Source organism: Tautonia rosea, from assembly GCF_012958305.1.
GTDB classification, from domain to species: domain Bacteria; phylum Planctomycetota; class Planctomycetia; order Isosphaerales; family Isosphaeraceae; genus Tautonia; species Tautonia rosea.
In genome coordinates this window covers 1-17,616 of record NZ_JABBYO010000007.1, presented here as the reverse complement: position 1 = coordinate 17,616, position 17,616 = coordinate 1, and the positions used below count along the sequence as shown (strand labels likewise).

At 65.7% G+C, this 17,616-nt stretch carries 10 protein-coding genes; 3 read left to right on the top strand and 7 right to left on the bottom strand.

Features of this window, described 5'->3' with window-relative positions:
* The first annotated feature begins 349 nt into the window (after positions 1 to 349).
* Both HG800_RS28245 and HG800_RS13560 read left to right on the top strand, forming a co-directional pair.
* Positions 350 to 4,714, top strand: coding sequence for a tetratricopeptide repeat protein (locus HG800_RS28245; protein WP_169977180.1), 4,365 nt, complete (start codon positions 350 to 352; stop codon positions 4,712 to 4,714).
* A gap of 506 nt (positions 4,715 to 5,220) precedes the next feature.
* Positions 5,221 to 6,609, top strand: coding sequence for a neutral/alkaline non-lysosomal ceramidase N-terminal domain-containing protein (locus HG800_RS13560; RefSeq protein WP_169977179.1), 1,389 nt, complete (start codon positions 5,221 to 5,223; stop codon positions 6,607 to 6,609).
* An 89-nt stretch (positions 6,610 to 6,698) separates the two neighbouring features.
* Here HG800_RS13560 and HG800_RS13555 read toward each other — a convergent pair whose 3' ends face one another.
* The 7 genes from HG800_RS13555 to HG800_RS13525 all read right to left on the bottom strand — a co-directional run bounded on the left by HG800_RS13555 (position 6,699) and on the right by HG800_RS13525 (position 13,936).
* Complete coding sequence (locus HG800_RS13555; protein WP_182830371.1) at positions 6,699 to 8,660, bottom strand: hypothetical protein; 1,962 nt, start codon at positions 8,658 to 8,660, stop codon at positions 6,699 to 6,701.
* Positions 8,624 to 9,406, bottom strand: a complete 783-nt coding sequence (locus HG800_RS13550; protein ID WP_169977178.1) for a DUF4058 family protein — start codon at positions 9,404 to 9,406, stop codon at positions 8,624 to 8,626. The genes HG800_RS13555 and HG800_RS13550 overlap by 37 nt, the downstream gene beginning before the upstream one ends.
* 96 nt (positions 9,407 to 9,502) lie before the next feature.
* A complete protein-coding gene (locus HG800_RS13545; RefSeq protein ID WP_169977177.1) occupies positions 9,503 to 10,489 on the bottom strand; it encodes a carbon-nitrogen hydrolase family protein in 987 nt (328 codons plus the stop codon).
* A 32-nt stretch (positions 10,490 to 10,521) separates the two neighbouring features.
* Positions 10,522 to 11,640, bottom strand: a complete 1,119-nt coding sequence (locus HG800_RS13540; RefSeq protein ID WP_169977176.1) for a fatty acid desaturase family protein — start codon at positions 11,638 to 11,640, stop codon at positions 10,522 to 10,524.
* 171 nt (positions 11,641 to 11,811) lie between these two features.
* Positions 11,812 to 12,003: a hypothetical protein gene (locus HG800_RS13535; protein ID WP_169977172.1), complete on the bottom strand. Its 192-nt coding sequence runs from the start codon at positions 12,001 to 12,003 to the stop codon at positions 11,812 to 11,814.
* A gap of 88 nt (positions 12,004 to 12,091) precedes the next feature.
* Positions 12,092 to 13,291: a glycosyltransferase gene (locus HG800_RS13530; RefSeq protein ID WP_169977175.1), complete on the bottom strand. Its 1,200-nt coding sequence runs from the start codon at positions 13,289 to 13,291 to the stop codon at positions 12,092 to 12,094.
* 141 nt (positions 13,292 to 13,432) lie between these two features.
* Positions 13,433 to 13,936, bottom strand: a complete 504-nt coding sequence (locus tag HG800_RS13525) for a hypothetical protein (RefSeq protein WP_169977174.1) — start codon at positions 13,934 to 13,936, stop codon at positions 13,433 to 13,435.
* Between the two features lie 1,320 nt (positions 13,937 to 15,256).
* On the opposite strand from HG800_RS13525, the gene HG800_RS13520 reads away from it, so the two are divergent.
* The coding region (locus tag HG800_RS13520) for a serine/threonine-protein kinase (protein ID WP_169977173.1) at positions 15,257 to 17,616 on the top strand (2,360 nt) is incomplete at its 3' end.

Here is a 17,616-nt window from a genome sequence, read left to right as displayed (position 1 = left end):
TGGGAGGTTGTTCCGGTGTCGATCGTGGAGACGAATCTGATGGCCTTCGGGAAAAATGGTGAAAGAAAATGTCCCGGGAATGCTCTAGGATCGTAAAGGACGGGGATGGTGACGTCGCGAATCCTGGGCCGAGGCGGCCCACTCGCGAGGATTTTGCGTGTTGGCCGCGAGCGAGGTTCGGGAGACACGGTGCCAACCGGCTGCCGCGCAACGGTGCAATTCTCCCCCTCGGGCCAGATCCGAAACCGGCCTGAAACCGATCAATTGAGCGATGGCATCTGACGGGAAATTCGCTCTCGACGCCCAGCCCCCCGCATTTTGACGACGCCACGAGTTGAAGGAGATCGAGGTGGGACGATCGCGGACAACGCAGCGAGTCAATCTCAAGGCCGTGATCGGCACGACGGTGGTCGTGCTGGTGCTCGTTATTGGCGGGGTTTTCGCCGCCGGGGTCTTCCGGGAGCGGGTCCGAACCGAGCTGATCCGGCAGACGGAGACGCTCATCGAGAACGAAAAGCCCCGGATGGCCATGCGCCACCTCGAACGCTATTTGAAGAAACGCCCCGACGACGTCGAGATGCTCGATCGTTACACCCGCCTGATGACCGAGGCCGTGCTGGAGCAAGGCGACGAGGGCCGCCTGCTTGGAGCCATCAGCCAGAACGAGCGGCTGCTCCGGCTCGATCCGGAGGGAAACGTCGAGGGCTCCGATCGCCAGCAGAACCGCAAGTGGCTGGCCCAGCTCTACATCGAGCGGTCCAGGGGCCGAGCGGTCATCGCCGAGTATCGCGTCGCCGGTAGCTTCTATTCAAACGCTGAAACCGTGGTCGAGGACCTGATTCGACGCGGGGCCGACGACGCGGAGTCGTACCGATTGCTCGGTCTGGCCCGGGAAGGGGTCGCGGGCACCAATCGGGACATTCAGCCCGCGATGGACGCCTATCAAAACGCCCTCGATCGCGATCCGACGGACGCGGTCTCCGCCGGACAGCTCGCCCTGCTTTACCGGGATCGGCTCAACGATCCGACAGAGGCTGAGGCGGTGATGGACGACCTCGTCCGCAATGCGCCCGATTCCGTCGATGCCTGGCTGGTCCGGTACAACTACTTTGTCGGTTCCTCTCAGCCTGAGAAGGCCTCCAACGCCCTGACCCGCGCTGCCGAGTTGATTCCCGATGAAGACGACAATTCCCGCAACTTCCTTCTGGTGATGACGACCGCCGCCTCCGATGCCCTGGCCCGGAATGAGCTGGCTCAGGCCCGATCGTTCCTTGATCGGCTTTCCGAATCGCATCAAGGGCTTCCGCAGGTTGCGCTGATCCGAGCCAGTATCGACCAGCGGCAAGGACGCACCGACCAGGCGATCGATCGCCTCCGCGAGGCGGTTCTGTTGACCCAGGACGTGGACCTGATCTGGCAACTGGCCAACATCCTGATCGACTCGGGAGACCTGAACGGAGCCGGGATCTTCGTCAAGCGCTTCGGCGAGGTCGTCAGCGAGAACCGCACGGCGAATTACGAGTATCTCCGGGGCAAGTGGCTTCAGGCCGCCGGTCAGCACGACCAGGCGATCGTCGCCCTGAACGCGGCCGAACCCGACCTGATGGCCTCGCTGAAGCCCGATCTATTGATCGCCAGGGCCGAGAGCAAGCAGAGGCTTGGCCAGCGGGCCGCCGCCCTCGACGATCTGAACGCCGCCGTCGAGCTTGCCCCCGACAATCCTCAGGTCCGCCTGGCACGGGTTCAGGCGTTGATTCCCGAGGGAATCGACCGCGCCCTGGCCGAGCTCCGTGATGCCATCGCCGAGAATCCCGAGTCGCTGGAGCTGCGTGTCCCTCAGCTGCGCTACCTGCTCGCCCAGCAAGCCGCCCTGCCGGCCAACCGACGCTCGTGGACCCGCTTCGAAACCGCCCTGAACGACGCCCGGGCGATCGAGGCCATGGCGGACACTCCGGCCCTGACGCTTCTGGAGATCCAGCGCCTTCAGGTCGACGGCCAGCTCGACGAAGCTCTCGATCGCCTCGAATCGGCCGTGGCCGAGCATCCGGAGGAAGTCGTCTTCTGGACTACCTGGAGCGACCTGCTCGTCCGGCAGAACCGCTTCGAGGAGGCGCTTGCAGTCCTCGAACGCGCCTCGAGCCCCGACGCGGTGGGCACTCGCCCGGCGCTGACGATCACCCAGGCTCAGATTCTCTCGCAGCTTGGCCGGGGACGCGAGGCCATCGCATTGCTGAGCGAGGCCGCCACGACTCTGCCGACCAACCAGCGGCCCGAGGTGCTCCAGACCCTCGGCCGCATGCATGTTGCGCGTGGCCAGTTTGACGAGGGCCGAGCCGCCTATCTCGCCTGGCAAGAGCTCCAGCCGGGATCGGCCATCCCGCTGTTGGCTCAGCTTGAACTGGCGATCGACACCGGAGACATTCCCAGCGCCGAGGCTGCCCTCCGCGAGCTTCGAGGCCCCCAGGACCAGGAGAAGCCCGGCCTGCCCTACCGGCTCGGCCTGGCCGAGTTCTTGCTCCGGATTCCTGGCGAAGACAAGCTCGGCCGGACCCAGAAGGCGCTGGAAACTCTCGCCCCGATCCTCGGCAACGGCACTGAGGCGAACCCTGGCCTTGCTCCCGAGCTGCCCACGGCCTTGCTGCTTCGCGGCCTCGCCTACCGGCAGCTTGGCGAGTTGGACACTCAGGCGAATCCTCCCGAAGGGTTCTTCGAACAATCGCTGGTCGATCTCCGAGCCGCCTGGGACAAGGGAGAAGGCCGCGCCTTGGCTCCGATGATCGATCTGCTCGTTCGGCTCGATCGCCTCGACGAGATCGACCGCCTCCCTCGGCTCTCCTCCACCGCCGGCTTCGACCCTCAGATCGACCGGCTGACCGCCGAGGCCTGCCTCCGCAGCGGCCGGCTCGATCTTGCCGCCGAGTACGTTGAACGCGCCGGCCAGAGCCCCTCGGCCAACACCCCCGTGTTTGCCGCCTGGCGGATGGCCATGTACGACCGCCTCGGCCGCACGGCCCAGGTCGAGCAAATGCTCCGCGCTCAGGCGAACGAACGCCGCGACGCCCCATCCTGGATCGCCTTGATCCGCTACCTCGCCGGCCGAGGTGAGCCCGAGGCCACCCAGGAGGCCATTGCCGCCATGAAACGGTTCGTTGTGAGCGACTTCCCCGAACTGCTTGAAGCCCAGGCCCAGGAAGCGATCGGCAACCTCGACGCCGCCGACGCCGCCTACACGACCGCCCTGGAAGCTCGCCCCGACGACTCCCTGGCCCTCCTGCTCGCCTCCCGCTTCGATCGCTCCGTCGGCCGCTCCGATCAGGCCCTGGAACGGATCGAGCACCTGCTGAGCCTCGAACCCGACTCGCGGCCGGCCGCGCGCTTCAAGGCCTTGATTCTCGCCGATCGAAGCTCCGATGTTGACTCGTGGCAAGCCGCCTGGGACGCTCTCGGCCCAGAGCCGGCACTGACCGATCCCCAGGCCCCGCAAGATCGGATGGCCCGCGCGATCGTCCTGGCCCGGCACCCCGAAGCCTCCCGACGCGAGGAGGCCGTCGGCCGCCTGGAGGCCTTGATCATCGACCAGCCGGCCAGCGACGCGATGACCGCCGCCGCCCGAGAGACCCTCGCCCGGCTCTTGCTCCAGATGGACAAGCCCGAGCGGGCCGCCGAGGTCGCCGCCGTGACCGCCATCAGCGGCACGAACCCCGTCGCCGTGGCTCTGTACACCCGTGCCTTGATCGGCGCCGGCCAGCTCGACGAGGCCGGTCGACAGCTCGACCGCCTCCGGAACCTTTCGGCCGAACCCCGAGAATTGACCGAACTGGACCTGCTGCTGGTTGAGGCCCGCGCCGAGGCCGGCTCGGTGGCCGAGGAGCTGGAACGCGCCTACTTCGAGGCGGTCGAGGCCCCCAACGCGCTCGACTCGGCCGCGGCCACCTTCCAACGCCTCGTCCAGCTAGGCGACTCGACCCTGGAACCGACCGAACGGGTCGGCCGCGACCTGGCCAAGCGGTTCCCGACCCTCGCCTGGATGCCTTCCCAGTGGTTCGCCACCCGCGATCTTTACCCCGAAGCCCTGGAACTGGCCGAACCGTCCATCCAGTCCGACGACGCCGTCGCCGCGCTTCAGGCCGTTCGGGGGGTGTTAACCGTCGTCGAACGCTCGAAGGCCGATCCGGAGTTGATGGGCCGCGCCTCGGACCTGATCGAACAGGCCACCGCACGCCACGACTTGCCCGCCATCAAGGCCGTGCTGGCCATGCTCCGCCACTTCCAGGGCCGGATCGAGCCGACGCGCTTCGACGACGAGATCCGCATCTACCGCGAGCTGCTCCAGAGCGAACCGGACAACGTCGTCTACCTGAACAACCTTGCCTGGGCCCTCAGCGAGCATGCCAAGGAGCCCGGTGAAGCCCTTGAGTTGATCGACCGCGCGCTGGCGGCCCTCGACGTCCGGGCTCCTGAACTGCTCGACACCCGAGCCGTCATCCTGCTGCGGCTCGATCGGCTCGACGAGGCCCGCAGCACCCTCGACGAGGTCGTCCGCGAGCGGCCCAACGGCGCCCTCTATCACTTCCACCTCGCTCGGGTCCTCGACCAGGCCGGCGATCCCGATGCGGCCCGAGCCTCGTTCGCCCGAGCCCTGGAACTCGGCCTCACCGTCGACGACCTCGACCCCTTCGAGCGCGATGCCTTCGCCGCCCTCTCTGACCTCTGAGGACCGTGATGGGCACCGCGCCTTAGGTTCAGCCAGGGCTCGGCCTCGTTGCGCTCAGGAGACAGAAGGCAGAAAGGAGTCGTGCTCGTGCAAGCGGGGGAGATGGTTCACGATCTTCCTCCCTCTCCCCGCTCGCGGGGAGAGGGTCGGGGTGAGGGGTCTTCTGTCTCGCTCGGAAGGAAGGCGTCCAGGAGTGACCGAAAACTCATTAAATTGATTTTCAAGAAAAGAATCACTTCATTATTTGAGAAATCAAGAATCAATAAGAGAGATTCATTGATTCGCTCGCTTCAACAGACAGCCAGAAGACGACGCATTGTCTCCCCAGCGATCGCCAAACCGAACCCGAGCGATTGGGCGTAACGCGAGGATCAAATGGGGACGGTCGGGATCGAACCTGACCCGCCGCTTTCCGAGCCAGTGGATAGCCCCTCCGACCTCGTTCCGGGTATCGTGCAGCCCTGAGGATTGCACGAACTCTCATCCCGGAATCGAGGAACCCGCCCATGATCCTCTCCCCGCTGCTCGCAACGCTGCCACTGACGCTGACGCTCACCAGCGCAATCCCCGAGGACGCCCCCGAGATCCCGGTCGGCGTGGCTCGGGTTGACATTACTCCGGAAGGCCCCGTCCGGCTGACCGGCTACGGCAACCGATCGACCGAATCCGAAGGGGTCGATCAGCGCCTCTGGGCCAAGGCCCTGGCCATCGGCGGCGACGACGGCGACGGCCCGGCCGTGCTGATCACGGTCGATAACCTTGGCATCCCCGACGCCATGACCACCGAGGTCGCGCGACGCCTGGCCGATCGTTCGGGCCTCGCCCGCGATCGCCTGGCCATTTCCGCGTCTCACACGCACACCGCTCCAGCCCTGACCAATGTCGCCCCCTTTCTCTTCCCCGAGTTCCCGAACCGAACCGAACAGGACCACATCGACCGCTACACCGAGGCCCTGACCGACCACCTCACCGCCGTCGCCCTCGACGCCCTGGCCGATCGCCGTCCGGGACGACTGGACTGGGGAGTTGGATCGGCCGACTTCGCGGCCAACCGCCGCGTGCTCCGCGAGGGCACGTGGGTCGGCTTCGGGGTCAATCCCGACGGCCCGACCGACCACTCCTTGCCTGTCCTCCGGGTGACCGATCCCGACGGTTCGACCCGCGCCTTGCTTACCTCGTACGCGTGCCACTGCACCACCCTGACCGGCGAGTTCAACCAGATTTGCGGCGACTGGGCCGGCGACGCTCAGGAAGCCATCGAGCGCGACCTCCCCGGCGCGATTGCGCTGATCGCCATCGGGTGTGGAGCCGACGCCAACCCCGAACCCCGAGGCGAACGCTCGCAGGCCCGAGCCCACGGCGAGGCCATCGCCCGAGGCGTTGCCGCGGTTCTGAACGCGCCGATGACTCCTCTCGGCGGTGTCTCACATGCTCAATTGAGTCGTGTGAATCTTCCCTTCGCCCCCCTGCCCTCGCGTGAGGACTGGCAGGCCCGTGCTGGGCAGACCAATCAGGAAGGGCTGCACGCCCGGACCATGCTCGCCCGCCTCGACCAGGGTGAATCGCTCCCCGAAGCTCTGGAAGGGTACCCGGTGCAGGTCTGGGCCTTCGGCGATGACCTGGCAATGGTTTTCCTCGCCGGGGAGGTCGTGGTTGACTACGCGCTGCACCTCCGTCGGGTGGCCGACCCCGAGCGGCTTTGGATCAACGCCTACAGTAATGACGCTCCGTGCTATATCGCCTCCGACCGACTCCTTGACGAAGGCGGCTACGAGGTCGATGGCTCGATGATCTTCTACGGCCAACCGACCCGATTTGCTCCGGGCGTTGAAGGAATCGTCATCGACGCCGCCAGTAACCTGCTGCCCGCTGCCTTCCGAACGGCAGTGAAATAGTATTTGTTGACAATGATAGAATTTGGATGAATGCAACCCTCGGCGGACCGAGACGAACACCGCCGAGGGGTACTCCGGTTGTGCCCACCTTACGGGAACAGGGGTTGCCGCTCGGGCCCCGGACGCAGCCAGACCCGGCAGATGGGCTCACCCAGGCGTTCCCATCCCTCGGACAGCGGCTCATCTCCGACATGGACGCCGAAACGCCCCTGATCGTCGCGTACCGTGAACAGCAGCGTCGTTTCGGGGGGCGGGTCGATCAGATCGACGGGCAAGGCGTGAAAGCATGGCGTCCCTTCGATCTGGCCGCCAACCTGGAGGGTCACTCGCTCGGAACCTTCGACCTCGAACACCGGGATCGTTTCCGCTCCCGGCCGATCAAGCGCAAAAAAGGCGACCGATCCCTCGCTCGGCCGATCCCCGAGTCCTCCGATCGGCCGAAGTCGTTCCCGATCCTGTTCGTCTCGAATCCGGTACAGCGCAACGGGTAGGTTCAATCGGGGATCGTCCAGATCGAGTCGATACATGATCTGATTATAGTCGTATCGAGGCGTTTGCACGTTCGAACCGGAGAACATCTCTGTATACGTGCCCTCGAAATAGATGGTCCGCCCCCCGCCAGCGTCGAAGGCCTGATGATGCATCGGGTTATAAAAACTGTACTGATCGTGCGCGACAATACGGCGAGCGAAGGCCCAGGGACCAAGCGGCGAATCCGCTTCGGCGTACCAGACTTCTCCCAGCACCGACCGCCCGAACAATTGGGTGGTGATCATCACCCAACGCCCCCGATGGAGGTTCGGCGCGACGGTTCCCGCGTGGGCGAATACCGGATCGCCCGTCTCGATGTCACGGAGGTTCAGCAATCCCTCTCCTGGGGACAGCGTTCCCGCCTTGATGAGGTCGGCTTGCTCTTTCGGTCCCAGGACAGCCGCGTTGGTTCGCCAGCGATACACGGGCCGACCGTCGGCATCACGCTCGACCTGAGGCGCGTTGCCACCCTCAAGACAGGTGAACGTTTCATAGCGCAACGGATCGGTCATCGCCTCCGGGGTGGCTTTGACCCGGACAATCGGATAGGGGGTTGCGAAGTGGAGAAATTTGGTACCGTTGCGGTCCTCGATCGGGACGGCGTGGCCATTGGGTGCCAGGGTTTCGGGAGAGGGGAAGACGGCGACCCGCTCGAATTGTTCCGTATCGTCGTCGAAGCGGCAGATCCCCCGCTCATAGGTCGTCAGCGGAGGCTTGATCTTGGCATATCCGGCGTAGAGCCGTTCCCGACCATCCTCGTTCGGCAGCACGGCGAAGCCAGAGAGCCAGGTCGGCCCGTCACCCGGCATCCGGGCCATCGGGCGGCTGAACCCGTTCTCATCCACGAAATAGTTTAGATTCACCCCAACATCCGGATCAAGTCCTCCCTGTGACGGCAGATCGGACGTTGCTCCCGACATATGAAAATTTCCCAGCGGATAGCCTGGGCGGTTCGTATCGCCCCAGAACCACCAGAGCCGACCCCGGTACGGAATCGAGAACACGCTATCCTGCCCGAAGACGAGGCCGTTGACGAGCGGCTCATCAAGAGGTGCCTTCCGGCCAATCCGAACGCTTTCCCCATAGATCCCCCCTCCTGTCACCCGGTACAGCCGCTCGGCAACGTTTACCCTCGGCAGCTTGACCCGAGCGATCGTTCCGGGCTTCACCTGCAAACGGACCCCTCGGTATCCGAATCCATCGCTCGGGTATTCATACCCGTGGCTTGAGACAAAAAAGTATATTTCAAGTCCGACCAGTTCCGGCGCGTCGATCACCGCAATTCCGGCGCTATCGGTATAGAACCGAACCTGATGCACCGTTTTCAGTTCGACCAGCGGCACCCCCCTGCCCGTCTCGACATCGACGACCTCGACCGCGAACGGCGGCTCATCGAGGGCGTCCGCCGATGAGGAAATCAAGAATCCAAGAAACGAGAGGACAAGAATCCATCGCATGGCAAGGTTGTTCTGGGAGAAGGTGATCACCTGGTGGCGGTCTTGATCTGTTCGGCGGCCCACTGCTGGTCGGGATCGGCCAGGGGAAGCGAGAGTGCGGCCGAGTAATCCAGGCGACGGGCGTATCGCCCGCGATCGTACGCGGTCGCATAGACCGAGGCCAGGTCGAGCCGAACATCGGGATCGGGTGGCCGAAGCGGGATCGGAATCGGTGGCAAGCCCCGCCGGATCGACCAGGCGTAGACCTCGGCATCGGGCCTCCGCTCCGATCGCGCGACCACCGCAAAGAAATTGCCCGGCGGCATTGGGGCCGCCATCGGCATACGGTGCCCGGCGAGCAGGAAATCCAGCTCAACCAGGTGAACCGGTTGCGCAAGATACGATGTTCGCTTGCGCAAGTAGTCGTTCCGCCCCTGGCCATACTTGTTGGTCGGTGAGAGCAGCTCGACCACTGCCACCAACGACCGCTCGGGGAGCGTCCTGATTTCAATCCAGGTATGCCGATAATCCTCCCGCTCGACCGATGCGATGGGCACCGTCACCGGCTCGACCAGCTCCGCCACGGCGACTCCGCCCTCCTCTCCGCGGGGTTTCCCGGTGCGAAGCACGGCGACATCGGGCTTGGCAAGCAGGGCCGGCTCGTCGTCGGACTCGTAGAGCCGAAATTGTTCCTCGATGACGGCCTCGTAATGATTTGGAAGCCGGTCGAATAGCGCATCGCGGAGATAAGTAATGAAACTCGCATGAAAATCGGGCCACTGGCCCTGAGCTTCAATATACGGATCAACGCCAGGGAAGATGCCGGGCATGGTGGCGGTCCTTGGGGATCGTGGAGGCAAGCCCGATGGCTCCAGTCTACGAAGGGGCTTCGAGAGAGAACAGGGTGGACAGGCTTCGATCCGTCGTCACGTCGCGTCGTCCGTCTCCGGGTCGTCAAGAGGTGGGGAAAAGGTGAACGCTCCCAGCTCGGCCGAGGTGACGGGAGGCTTGGGCCTCGTATCCACAAGGAGGCGGAAAACGTCGGGACGGGCGTAGTGCCCGACTACGTCGAAGTCGTACTTGGCACGAGGGATGAGGGTCAGGTCGAGGTCGGCCGCAAGGATGCAGGGGCCGTCGAAGTCTGGACCGGCGAGGACCTGGCCTAGCGGGTCGATGATGCAAGAACCGCCTCGGGAGACGACCGCCTCGGGATCGTCGAACCCCTCGATCGGATAGTCGTGCGGATAGTCGAGCCGGCGGGCGAACTGGTTGCAGGAGAGGACGAAGCATCGGCCTTCGAGGGCGACATGCTGCATGGTCGAGAGCCAGGTATCCCGGCCATCGGCAGTGGGAGCGATGTAGAGTTGAACTCCTTGCGCATAGAGATGCATGCGCAAGAGGGGCATGTAGTTCTCCCAGCAGATCGCCGCTCCCAGGCGGCCGATCGGGGTGTCGATCACCGGCAGGGTCGAACCGTCGCCGAAGCCCCAGACGAGCCGCTCGGAGCCGGTCGGCATCAGCTTGCGGTGCTTGCCCAGCAGGCGGCCATCGGGTCCGAAGACGAGGACGGAGCAGTAGAGCGTTCCCCCGTCGCGCTCGACGACCCCGACGACCAGATGGGCCGAAGCCAGACGTGCGGCCTCGCCAATGGCGGTGGCGGCAGGACTGGGAACCTCCACGGAGGCCTGCCAGTAGCGGCGGAACCACTCGCGGCCCTCGGGAGTCCGCCAGCCGACCCGAGCGCCGAAGTCGAGCCCGCGGGGGTAGCCCGGCACAAATGCCTCGGGAAAGACGATGAGGGAAGCCCCGCTTGCCGCAGCCTCGACGGTCAGGGTACGAAGGCGGTCGATCGATCGGTCACGGTCGAAGCTCACCGGCGCGGCCTGCACCACCGCGGCACGAATCGTGGTCATGCGAAGGTCTCTCCAGGGGCAGCCATCGGGATTCAGGCGGCTTCGCTCCGAGGCGTCGAGGTCATCGGTAACGCGACGGGTTCGAGTAAGTGTTCCTGACCGATCAGAACCGGCCCGCTGGGTTGGGGTGCCGGCCGGGAGAGAAGCTCGAGCAGCGATGGTCCCTCGCTCCCCCTGCGGCGGAGGAAATACCCCTGGCAGACCACCACCCGATCCCGATACGGCGGCCAGTGGCGGAGCAAGCCATCCGCGTCCGCAATCCGGAAGTGAGGGACACTCATGAACAGATGATGTGTCAGATGAAAATCCTGTCCGTAAGGAAACACGCAGAAGCGCAAGATCGGATGCACCCGGAAGACGCGAGAGTTGGTCAGGTCTCCCGAGTCAGGAGCGTTGGCGTGGTGAGCGATCTCGCGCAGTTGCATCAACATCGGATAGAACGTCAAGAGAGGAAGGACCCAGAACAGGAAGAAGGTGGGCCAATTTCCAGAACAATGAACACCTGAAAAGACAAGCAACCAGTAGGATCCACGAAGTCGTTTCGCCACAGCCACCCGGTAGACGGCCGAGGGAACCCTTGATCCTTCCGGGGCGGCGAAGTTCGCGGCCTTGGCCCTTCCGATTAGGTAACGCAGGATCGCGGGGGGCCAGAGGGCTCGCAGGACGTAGCGGTTCCAGAAGGCTCGGGGGGGGATCGGAAAGCGGTGCGGGTCGGGGTGGTTCAGACGAATCAGGTCGGTGTCGCGGTCGGGATCGTTGACGAACAGATGGTGGCCCCAGTGGGCGGCCCGGTAGCGCTGGGTGATGGCGACGAGGGGAAAGAGCAGGAGCAGGTCGGAAACCAGCTCGTTGGCCAGGCGATTGCGAAAGAGGACGAAGTGGCTGGCCTCGTGCGCCAGTCCCGAGAGGCGGTGCTGGCCGACGGCGACGAGAAACGCGATCGCCGTACAGATCGGAACGAAGGCAAGCGTGGGCAACCGACTCTCGGACCAGGCGGAACAGGCGACGGCTCCCGTAGACAGGGCGAAGGCAATCAGGGCGTACTCGCGGGCAATGCAGGCGAGGTTCGTCCGGTTGTCAGGCTTCGACATCGCCAGCAGGGCGTGGCGGGCCTGATCCCAGGTCAATTCCGAGCCGCTCTCCCGGGTCATCAACGCCTCCTGCCAATCGAGCCTTCCGTCCCGGAGCCGGTGGGAAAGGGAACGGGGGGCGGGTCCGGACGTCGGGTAATCGACGGACCCGCAGCCTCGTTTCTCTTCGGCAGGCAGGCACGGCCGGGTTGAGCCGATTGACCGGATCGCGCGGGCGATGGAGGAATCGGCTCAGGAGGAGGACGGTCGCGACTCGGTTGTGGGGTCGTTGGGCGTTTCCGTCCGGGGGGTGGCGTCGGTCGAGGGCTGCTCCTGGGGGGCTTCGGGTTTGGGATCGTCGTCGACCCCGTGGAGGATGGGCTTGGCGCCGAAGATCTTGTCGAAGTTCGGGAAGCCGTACTTGCGGACGATCGGGCCACTCATGGTCGGGTGCATCTCCTTTGGTGGGACGAGCAAAGGGGAACCGAGAGACGCCCGGGGGCCGGGCGAGCGGGTAGGTGTCCGGGTCGGGTCAGCCGCGGGCGCGGAGCCGGCGGATGTTGCGAACGCGGACGTGGACGTGTCGGGGAACGCGGGCCAGGCGGAGCCGGGTGTAGCGGCCGACGATCAGGCGGTTGCCTCGCCAGATGACCCGAGGGTTGATCAGGGCATCGAACCAGATCGGCATCAGGAACAGGTCCTTGATCGGGCTCAGGGCCAGGGTCTTGAGGCTCGGGGTGTGGCCGCGGAGGAGTTTTGACTGCACCGCGTCTCGGACCATCCCGAGGCTGATCAGCGCGAGCAGGCCGCCCCAGGCGATGCCAGAGACGTCGGAGAAGGCCCAGGCCAGGGCGACGGTCGAGAGGTTGCCCAGGGGCTCGATCACGAACAGGGGGCCGGCCATCTGGCGGCGGATCTTGAACCATCGGGAGTGGCGGTTGAGGAACCAGCGGAGGCTCCGGGAGCGGTTGACGTTCTCGATGACGTGGTGGCTCAGGCGGATCGTGTAGCCGGCACGTCGGACGCGCATGCCGATGGCCTGGTCCTCGGCGAGGAGGTTCCGGACGCCGGCGAAGCCGCCAATCGCCTCAAGAACATGGGCGGGGATGAGCATCGACTTGCCGACGACGCAGGTCAGGCCCATGCCGTTGCCCCAGGCGACGTTGCCGGCGACGAAGCCGTTGAGCTGCAGGTTCTCCAGGGCGGCGCCGAAGGATCGCTCGCCGACGCCAGTGAACAGGTTCGTGACCAGTCCGACGCCGGGCTCGGCCAGGTAGCAGGCGGTTTCGCGGAGGTATTCGGGCCGGACGCGGACGTTCGAATCGCTGATGAGGATCAGGTCGTGGCGGCGAACGCGGTCCATCATGGCGAGGCTCTCGACCTTCGGGTTGAGCCCGAAGACGGAGCAGCCGACGATCAGCTCGGCATCGTGATGGGGGAACTCGGCCAGGAGGCGTCGGACGACGTCGATGGCCGGGTCCTCGGGATCGGCCACGCAGAAGAGGAGCTGATAGGTCGGGTAGTCGAGCTGGAAGAAGCTGCGAAGGTTGTCTTCGAGCCCTTCATCAAGCCCCTTCAGCGGCTTGTAGATGGACACCGGAGGGGTGTGGTCGGGCAGGTGCCGACGACGGCTCCGGCGGGTCATCAGGACCAGGAACAGGAACGAGGCCAGGGTGGTGAAGACCGCCACACTGGCCGCCGCGATCAGGAACAGACTTCCACCGCTCAGCATCGGATGATCCTTGGCGGTTCTCGCCAACGGTGGGGAGAGACTCAGGAAGGAAAGAAACGGAGTCGGTGATCCTCGCTTGGAATCCGGAGGCGGCGACGGTCGCCGCAGGTCGGGGTCGCACCTGGCCGAGCGGTCGGTCGCTCAGTCCTCAGGCTTGAACCGAAGCTCCATCGGTGCCTGACAGCAGGGGCAGGGTTGATCGAAGCGGACGCTGATGGTGCAGATGTCACAGTAATACTCGGGCGTTCGCAACACGCCCTGCTCGTCGGCGATCTTCGCCGAGAGGACCTGAAGGTACGGAAGGCCCTCGATGCGGCGGGCCACCAACTCGGCCGGCCGGTCGCGGAGCCGGTCATCCTCAAAAAAGGCCCGGCTGCCGACATTGTAAAGCAAGGGCCAAATGGTGCCCTCGGCGTTTCGGAGCACGACCTGATCGGCGATTGGCCCCTGCGGTGAGGTCACGCCGAGCGGCTCGATGGCCTCGGTCAGGCGAAGGACCGAGCCGGTGAAGGTCTCCGTGCGCGCCTCACTTGCATCGTCGGAGGCGACGGCGGGGTGAACGGCAATCAGGGCCAGAGCCATCCAAGCGATCATGGGCGTTTGGAGCATGGAAAGGGGTGCGTGTTTGCGTCTCTGGTCAGTCATCTCATCATATCGGCTGAGCCGTGGGGGACAACCAGGAATCGGGGGGATCGGTACGGAGCCCGGGGATCGGCGACGCCGGGATCGTTGTGCCAGGGGTCGGGCGGGCGGGCCCGAAGGGTGCGATCGCGGGCGTCGGGGTTGGGCCGGTGCGCCTCCGGCAGATGGCCCGGTGCGCCTGGGCTCGCCGGGCGGAGGAAGCGATTTGTGCTTATCTTCAGGAAGGTTACGTCATCCTGGGCCAATTCGTTTCGGGAAATCGGGATCGGGAGGGATGAGGTCCCTCGACGCAGGTCGGGACGCCGAGCGAAACCGACCCGCCGCTGCACAAGAACGCCCGAGGTGCGCTGGAGGTGCGCGGCACGGTGCGCCAGGGCACGCCGGGCATGATCGTGCGTTTGTGGTTGTGGGATCTGGAGTTGCGACCGTTCGCACATCTTCGTTTCGGGATTTTGAGAGATCATGGAGTGCCCCGAAACCGCCTCGGGAAAGGCCCTGCTCTCAACGATTGCAGCAGGTCGGTTGACCGGGCCGGTGCGCAGGCGATGCGCGGTCCGGTGCGCTCGGGTGCGCCCAGACCAATGGTGCGTTTGGGGTTGTGGGGGCTGAACTTGCGTCATCATACGCCGATTCGTTTCGGGAATTTCGAGGGTGAAACGTCACAAGCAGTTGAGATCGGTTCGCGGCAGGTTGACGGCCTATCGTCTCAGGTGATGGAAGGATCGAGGAGCATGGCGCGGTCTGACTTGTCCATTGGATGCCGAGGGAGATAGGAACGAGGACGGAGGACAAACCGGCTCATCCAATAGGATCGGGATTTGGGCGAGGTTCAGTCACTCAATCGGACTCCGACGTGTTCGCGGCGAGCACGCGGTCTCGGCAACGTTCAACATGAGTTCTGCCACACAAACCGATTGTGAAGAAGTCAAGTCGGAACTCGTCGGTGCACGAGTCTTCCGGGGCCTGTCGCCGGCTCAGCGACCCTTCAATGGTGCGTCATCGGGGTCGGGACGCGTTGTCCCTGCGTCTTCCAACCGACGCTGATGAGTCCAGCTGTCGCATCGACGGCCTGGAGGTCCACGGGATTGCGACGATCTCAGGCCCGCATCGGGGGCTGAATACGAGTCGGAGACCGCGTCAATGGGGGCGGAAAGCGAACTCGAAGGCCCGCACATCATGGGAGAGAACCTGCTGCGTCATCAGGAGCAGGGCCTGGAGCAGCCATCATGCCGTCTCAATTGAATCGGTGTGACATATTCTTTACAGTCGTTCGTGTCCATCCCGTCGCCCGATGGTGCCTCCACCACGCTTCAGGAGCCGCGGATGCCTTCAGCCCTTGCCGACCGGAACCTCCTCTACGGCCTGCTCGCCCTGCAGATGGACTTCGTCTCCAAGGATGAGCTGATCGACGCTATGCAGGCCTGGGCCCTCGACAAGCAGACGCCCCTGGAGCAGATCCTTCAGGACCGCGGCCACCTCGCGCCCGAGGACCACGACGCCCTGGAGCGGATGCTCCGCCGCCACCTGGCGCGCCACGGTGACAACCCCCAGCGGAGCCTGGCCGCCGTCGCGGTTGACCCTGAGGTTCACGATGGGCTGCGATCCCTGGCCGACCCCGAGGTCGTGGCCAGCCTGGGCCACGTGCCGACCCCGCCCGCCACACCCATGCCCGCGACGGCCTCCCTCCCAACCTCGGACGACCCCGAGGCCACGGCCAGCTACACCGGCCCCTCACCGGAGCAAGAGCGCCGCCGCTACCGCGTCGTTCGTCCGCATGCCCGGGGCGGACTGGGCGAGGTCAGCGTCGCCCTCGACACCGAGCTGAACCGCGAGGTCGCCCTGAAGCAGATCCTCGGCCTTCGTGCCGACGGCGACGCCGACCGCCGCCGCTTCGTCTTCGAGGCCGAGGTCACCGGCGGCCTGGAGCACCCGGGCATCGTCCCCGTCTACTCGCTCGGCAACGACCCGGAGACCGGCCGCCCCTACTACGCCATGCGGTTCATCCGCGGCGACAGCCTCCGGGACGCGATCGCCGCCTACCATGCCGACGAGGCGAAGCGGGCCGGCCCCTCCGAACGCTCGCTGGGGCTCCGTCGGCTGCTGTCCCAATTCATCGACGCCTGCAACGCGATCGCTTACGCCCACGACCGCGGGGTGCTGCACCGTGACCTCAAGCCGGCCAACATCATGGTCGGCAAGTACGGCGAGACGCTGGTCGTCGACTGGGGCCTGGCCAAGGTCGTCGGCCGCCCCGAGGAGCCGACCGAGCCGCGCGACGAGCCCTCGCTGCGCCCCCCCAGCGGCAGCGACCTGCAGGAGACGCTGCCCGGCAGCGCCCTGGGGACACCTCAGTACATGCCGCCGGAACAGGCCGAGGGGCGGCTCGACATGCTCGGCCCGCCGAGCGACGTCTACAGCCTCGGGGCCACCCTCTACACGATCCTCGTCGGCCGCCCGGCGTTTCCCCAGGAGTCGACCGCCGAGGTGCTCGCCGCCGTGCGCCGGGGGGACTTCGCCCCGCCCCGTTCGGTCGACCCGGCGATCCCCCGCTCCCTGGAGGCGATCTGCCTGAAGGCGATGGCGTTGCGGCCCGAGGATCGTTACGGGTCGGCCAAGGCGCTGGCGGAGGATCTTGAGCACTGGCTGGCCGACGAGCCGGTCGCCGCCCGGCCCGACCCGCCGCTGGTCCGCGCCGGCCGCTGGGCGCGAAGGCACAAGCCGCTGGTGGCCGGGGCGGCCGGTCTGCTGCTGGCGGCCGTGGTTGGCCTGGCCGTCGGCGCGACGCTCCTGGGCCGGGCCAATCGGCGGATCACCGAGAACTACGAGCTGGCCGAGGCCAACTACGAGCTGGCCCGCGAGGCGGTGGACAACTTCTACACGAAGGTCAGCGAGGACACGCTGCTGAACCAGCCGCACATGGAGCCGCTCCGGCGCGACCTGCTGCAATCGGCCCGCGAGTTCTACGAGCGGTTCACCGCCCGCCGCGCCGAGGACCCTGAGGCACGGGCCGACCTGGGCCGTGCCCTCCGACTGCTGGCCATGATTGACGATGCGCTGGGCTCGATGCCGGACGCGATCACATCAAGCGAGCGGGCCGTTGCCCTGTTCCGTGACCTGGCCGCCGCGCACCCCGAAGTCCCCGACTACCGCCGCGAACTGGCACGCAACCAACACAACCTGGGCTACACCTACTTCCGGACCGGCCAATTGTCGGAAGCCGAATCACTCTACACCAAGGCCCGGGAGATGCAGGAACAACTGGCCGCCGCGCACCCCGAAGTCCCCGACTACCGCCGCGACCTGGCCATCAGCCACCAAAACCTGGGCTACCTCTACAGCACCACCGGCCGAGCAGGGGAGGCCGAGGCGTCGTACCGGGCGGCGCTGACGCTTCAGGAGCGATTGTCCGAGGAGCACCCCGAGGTCCCCTACTACCGCACCGGCCTGGCCACCAACCACCAAAACCTGGGCAACCTCTACAGCGACACCGGCCGGATGGCGGAGGCCGAGGCATCGTACCAGGCGGCGCTGACGCTGCTTGAGCGATTGTCCGAGGAGCACCCCGAGGTCCCCGACTACCGCAACCGCTTGGCCGCCAACCACCAAAACCTGGGCAACCTCTCCAGGATCACCGGCCGGATGGCGGAGGCCGAGGCATCGTACCAGGCGGCACTAGCGCTTTG

What these genes read in the sequence shown, in the direction of transcription:
- HG800_RS13550 (WP_169977178.1), bottom strand. Translation starts at nt 9,406, where the DNA reads ATGCCCGGCATCTTCCCTGGCGTTGATCCGTATATTGAAGCTCAGGGC.
- HG800_RS13545 (WP_169977177.1), bottom strand. Translation starts at nt 10,489, where the DNA reads ATGACCACGATTCGTGCCGCGGTGGTGCAGGCCGCGCCGGTGAGCTTC.
- HG800_RS13540 (WP_169977176.1), bottom strand. Translation starts at nt 11,640, where the DNA reads ATGACCCGGGAGAGCGGCTCGGAATTGACCTGGGATCAGGCCCGCCAC.
- HG800_RS13560 (WP_169977179.1), top strand. Translation starts at nt 5,221, where the DNA reads ATGATCCTCTCCCCGCTGCTCGCAACGCTGCCACTGACGCTGACGCTC.
- HG800_RS13530 (WP_169977175.1), bottom strand. Translation starts at nt 13,291, where the DNA reads ATGCTGAGCGGTGGAAGTCTGTTCCTGATCGCGGCGGCCAGTGTGGCG.
- HG800_RS13525 (WP_169977174.1), bottom strand. Translation starts at nt 13,936, where the DNA reads ATGACTGACCAGAGACGCAAACACGCACCCCTTTCCATGCTCCAAACG.
- HG800_RS13535 (WP_169977172.1), bottom strand. Translation starts at nt 12,003, where the DNA reads ATGAGTGGCCCGATCGTCCGCAAGTACGGCTTCCCGAACTTCGACAAG.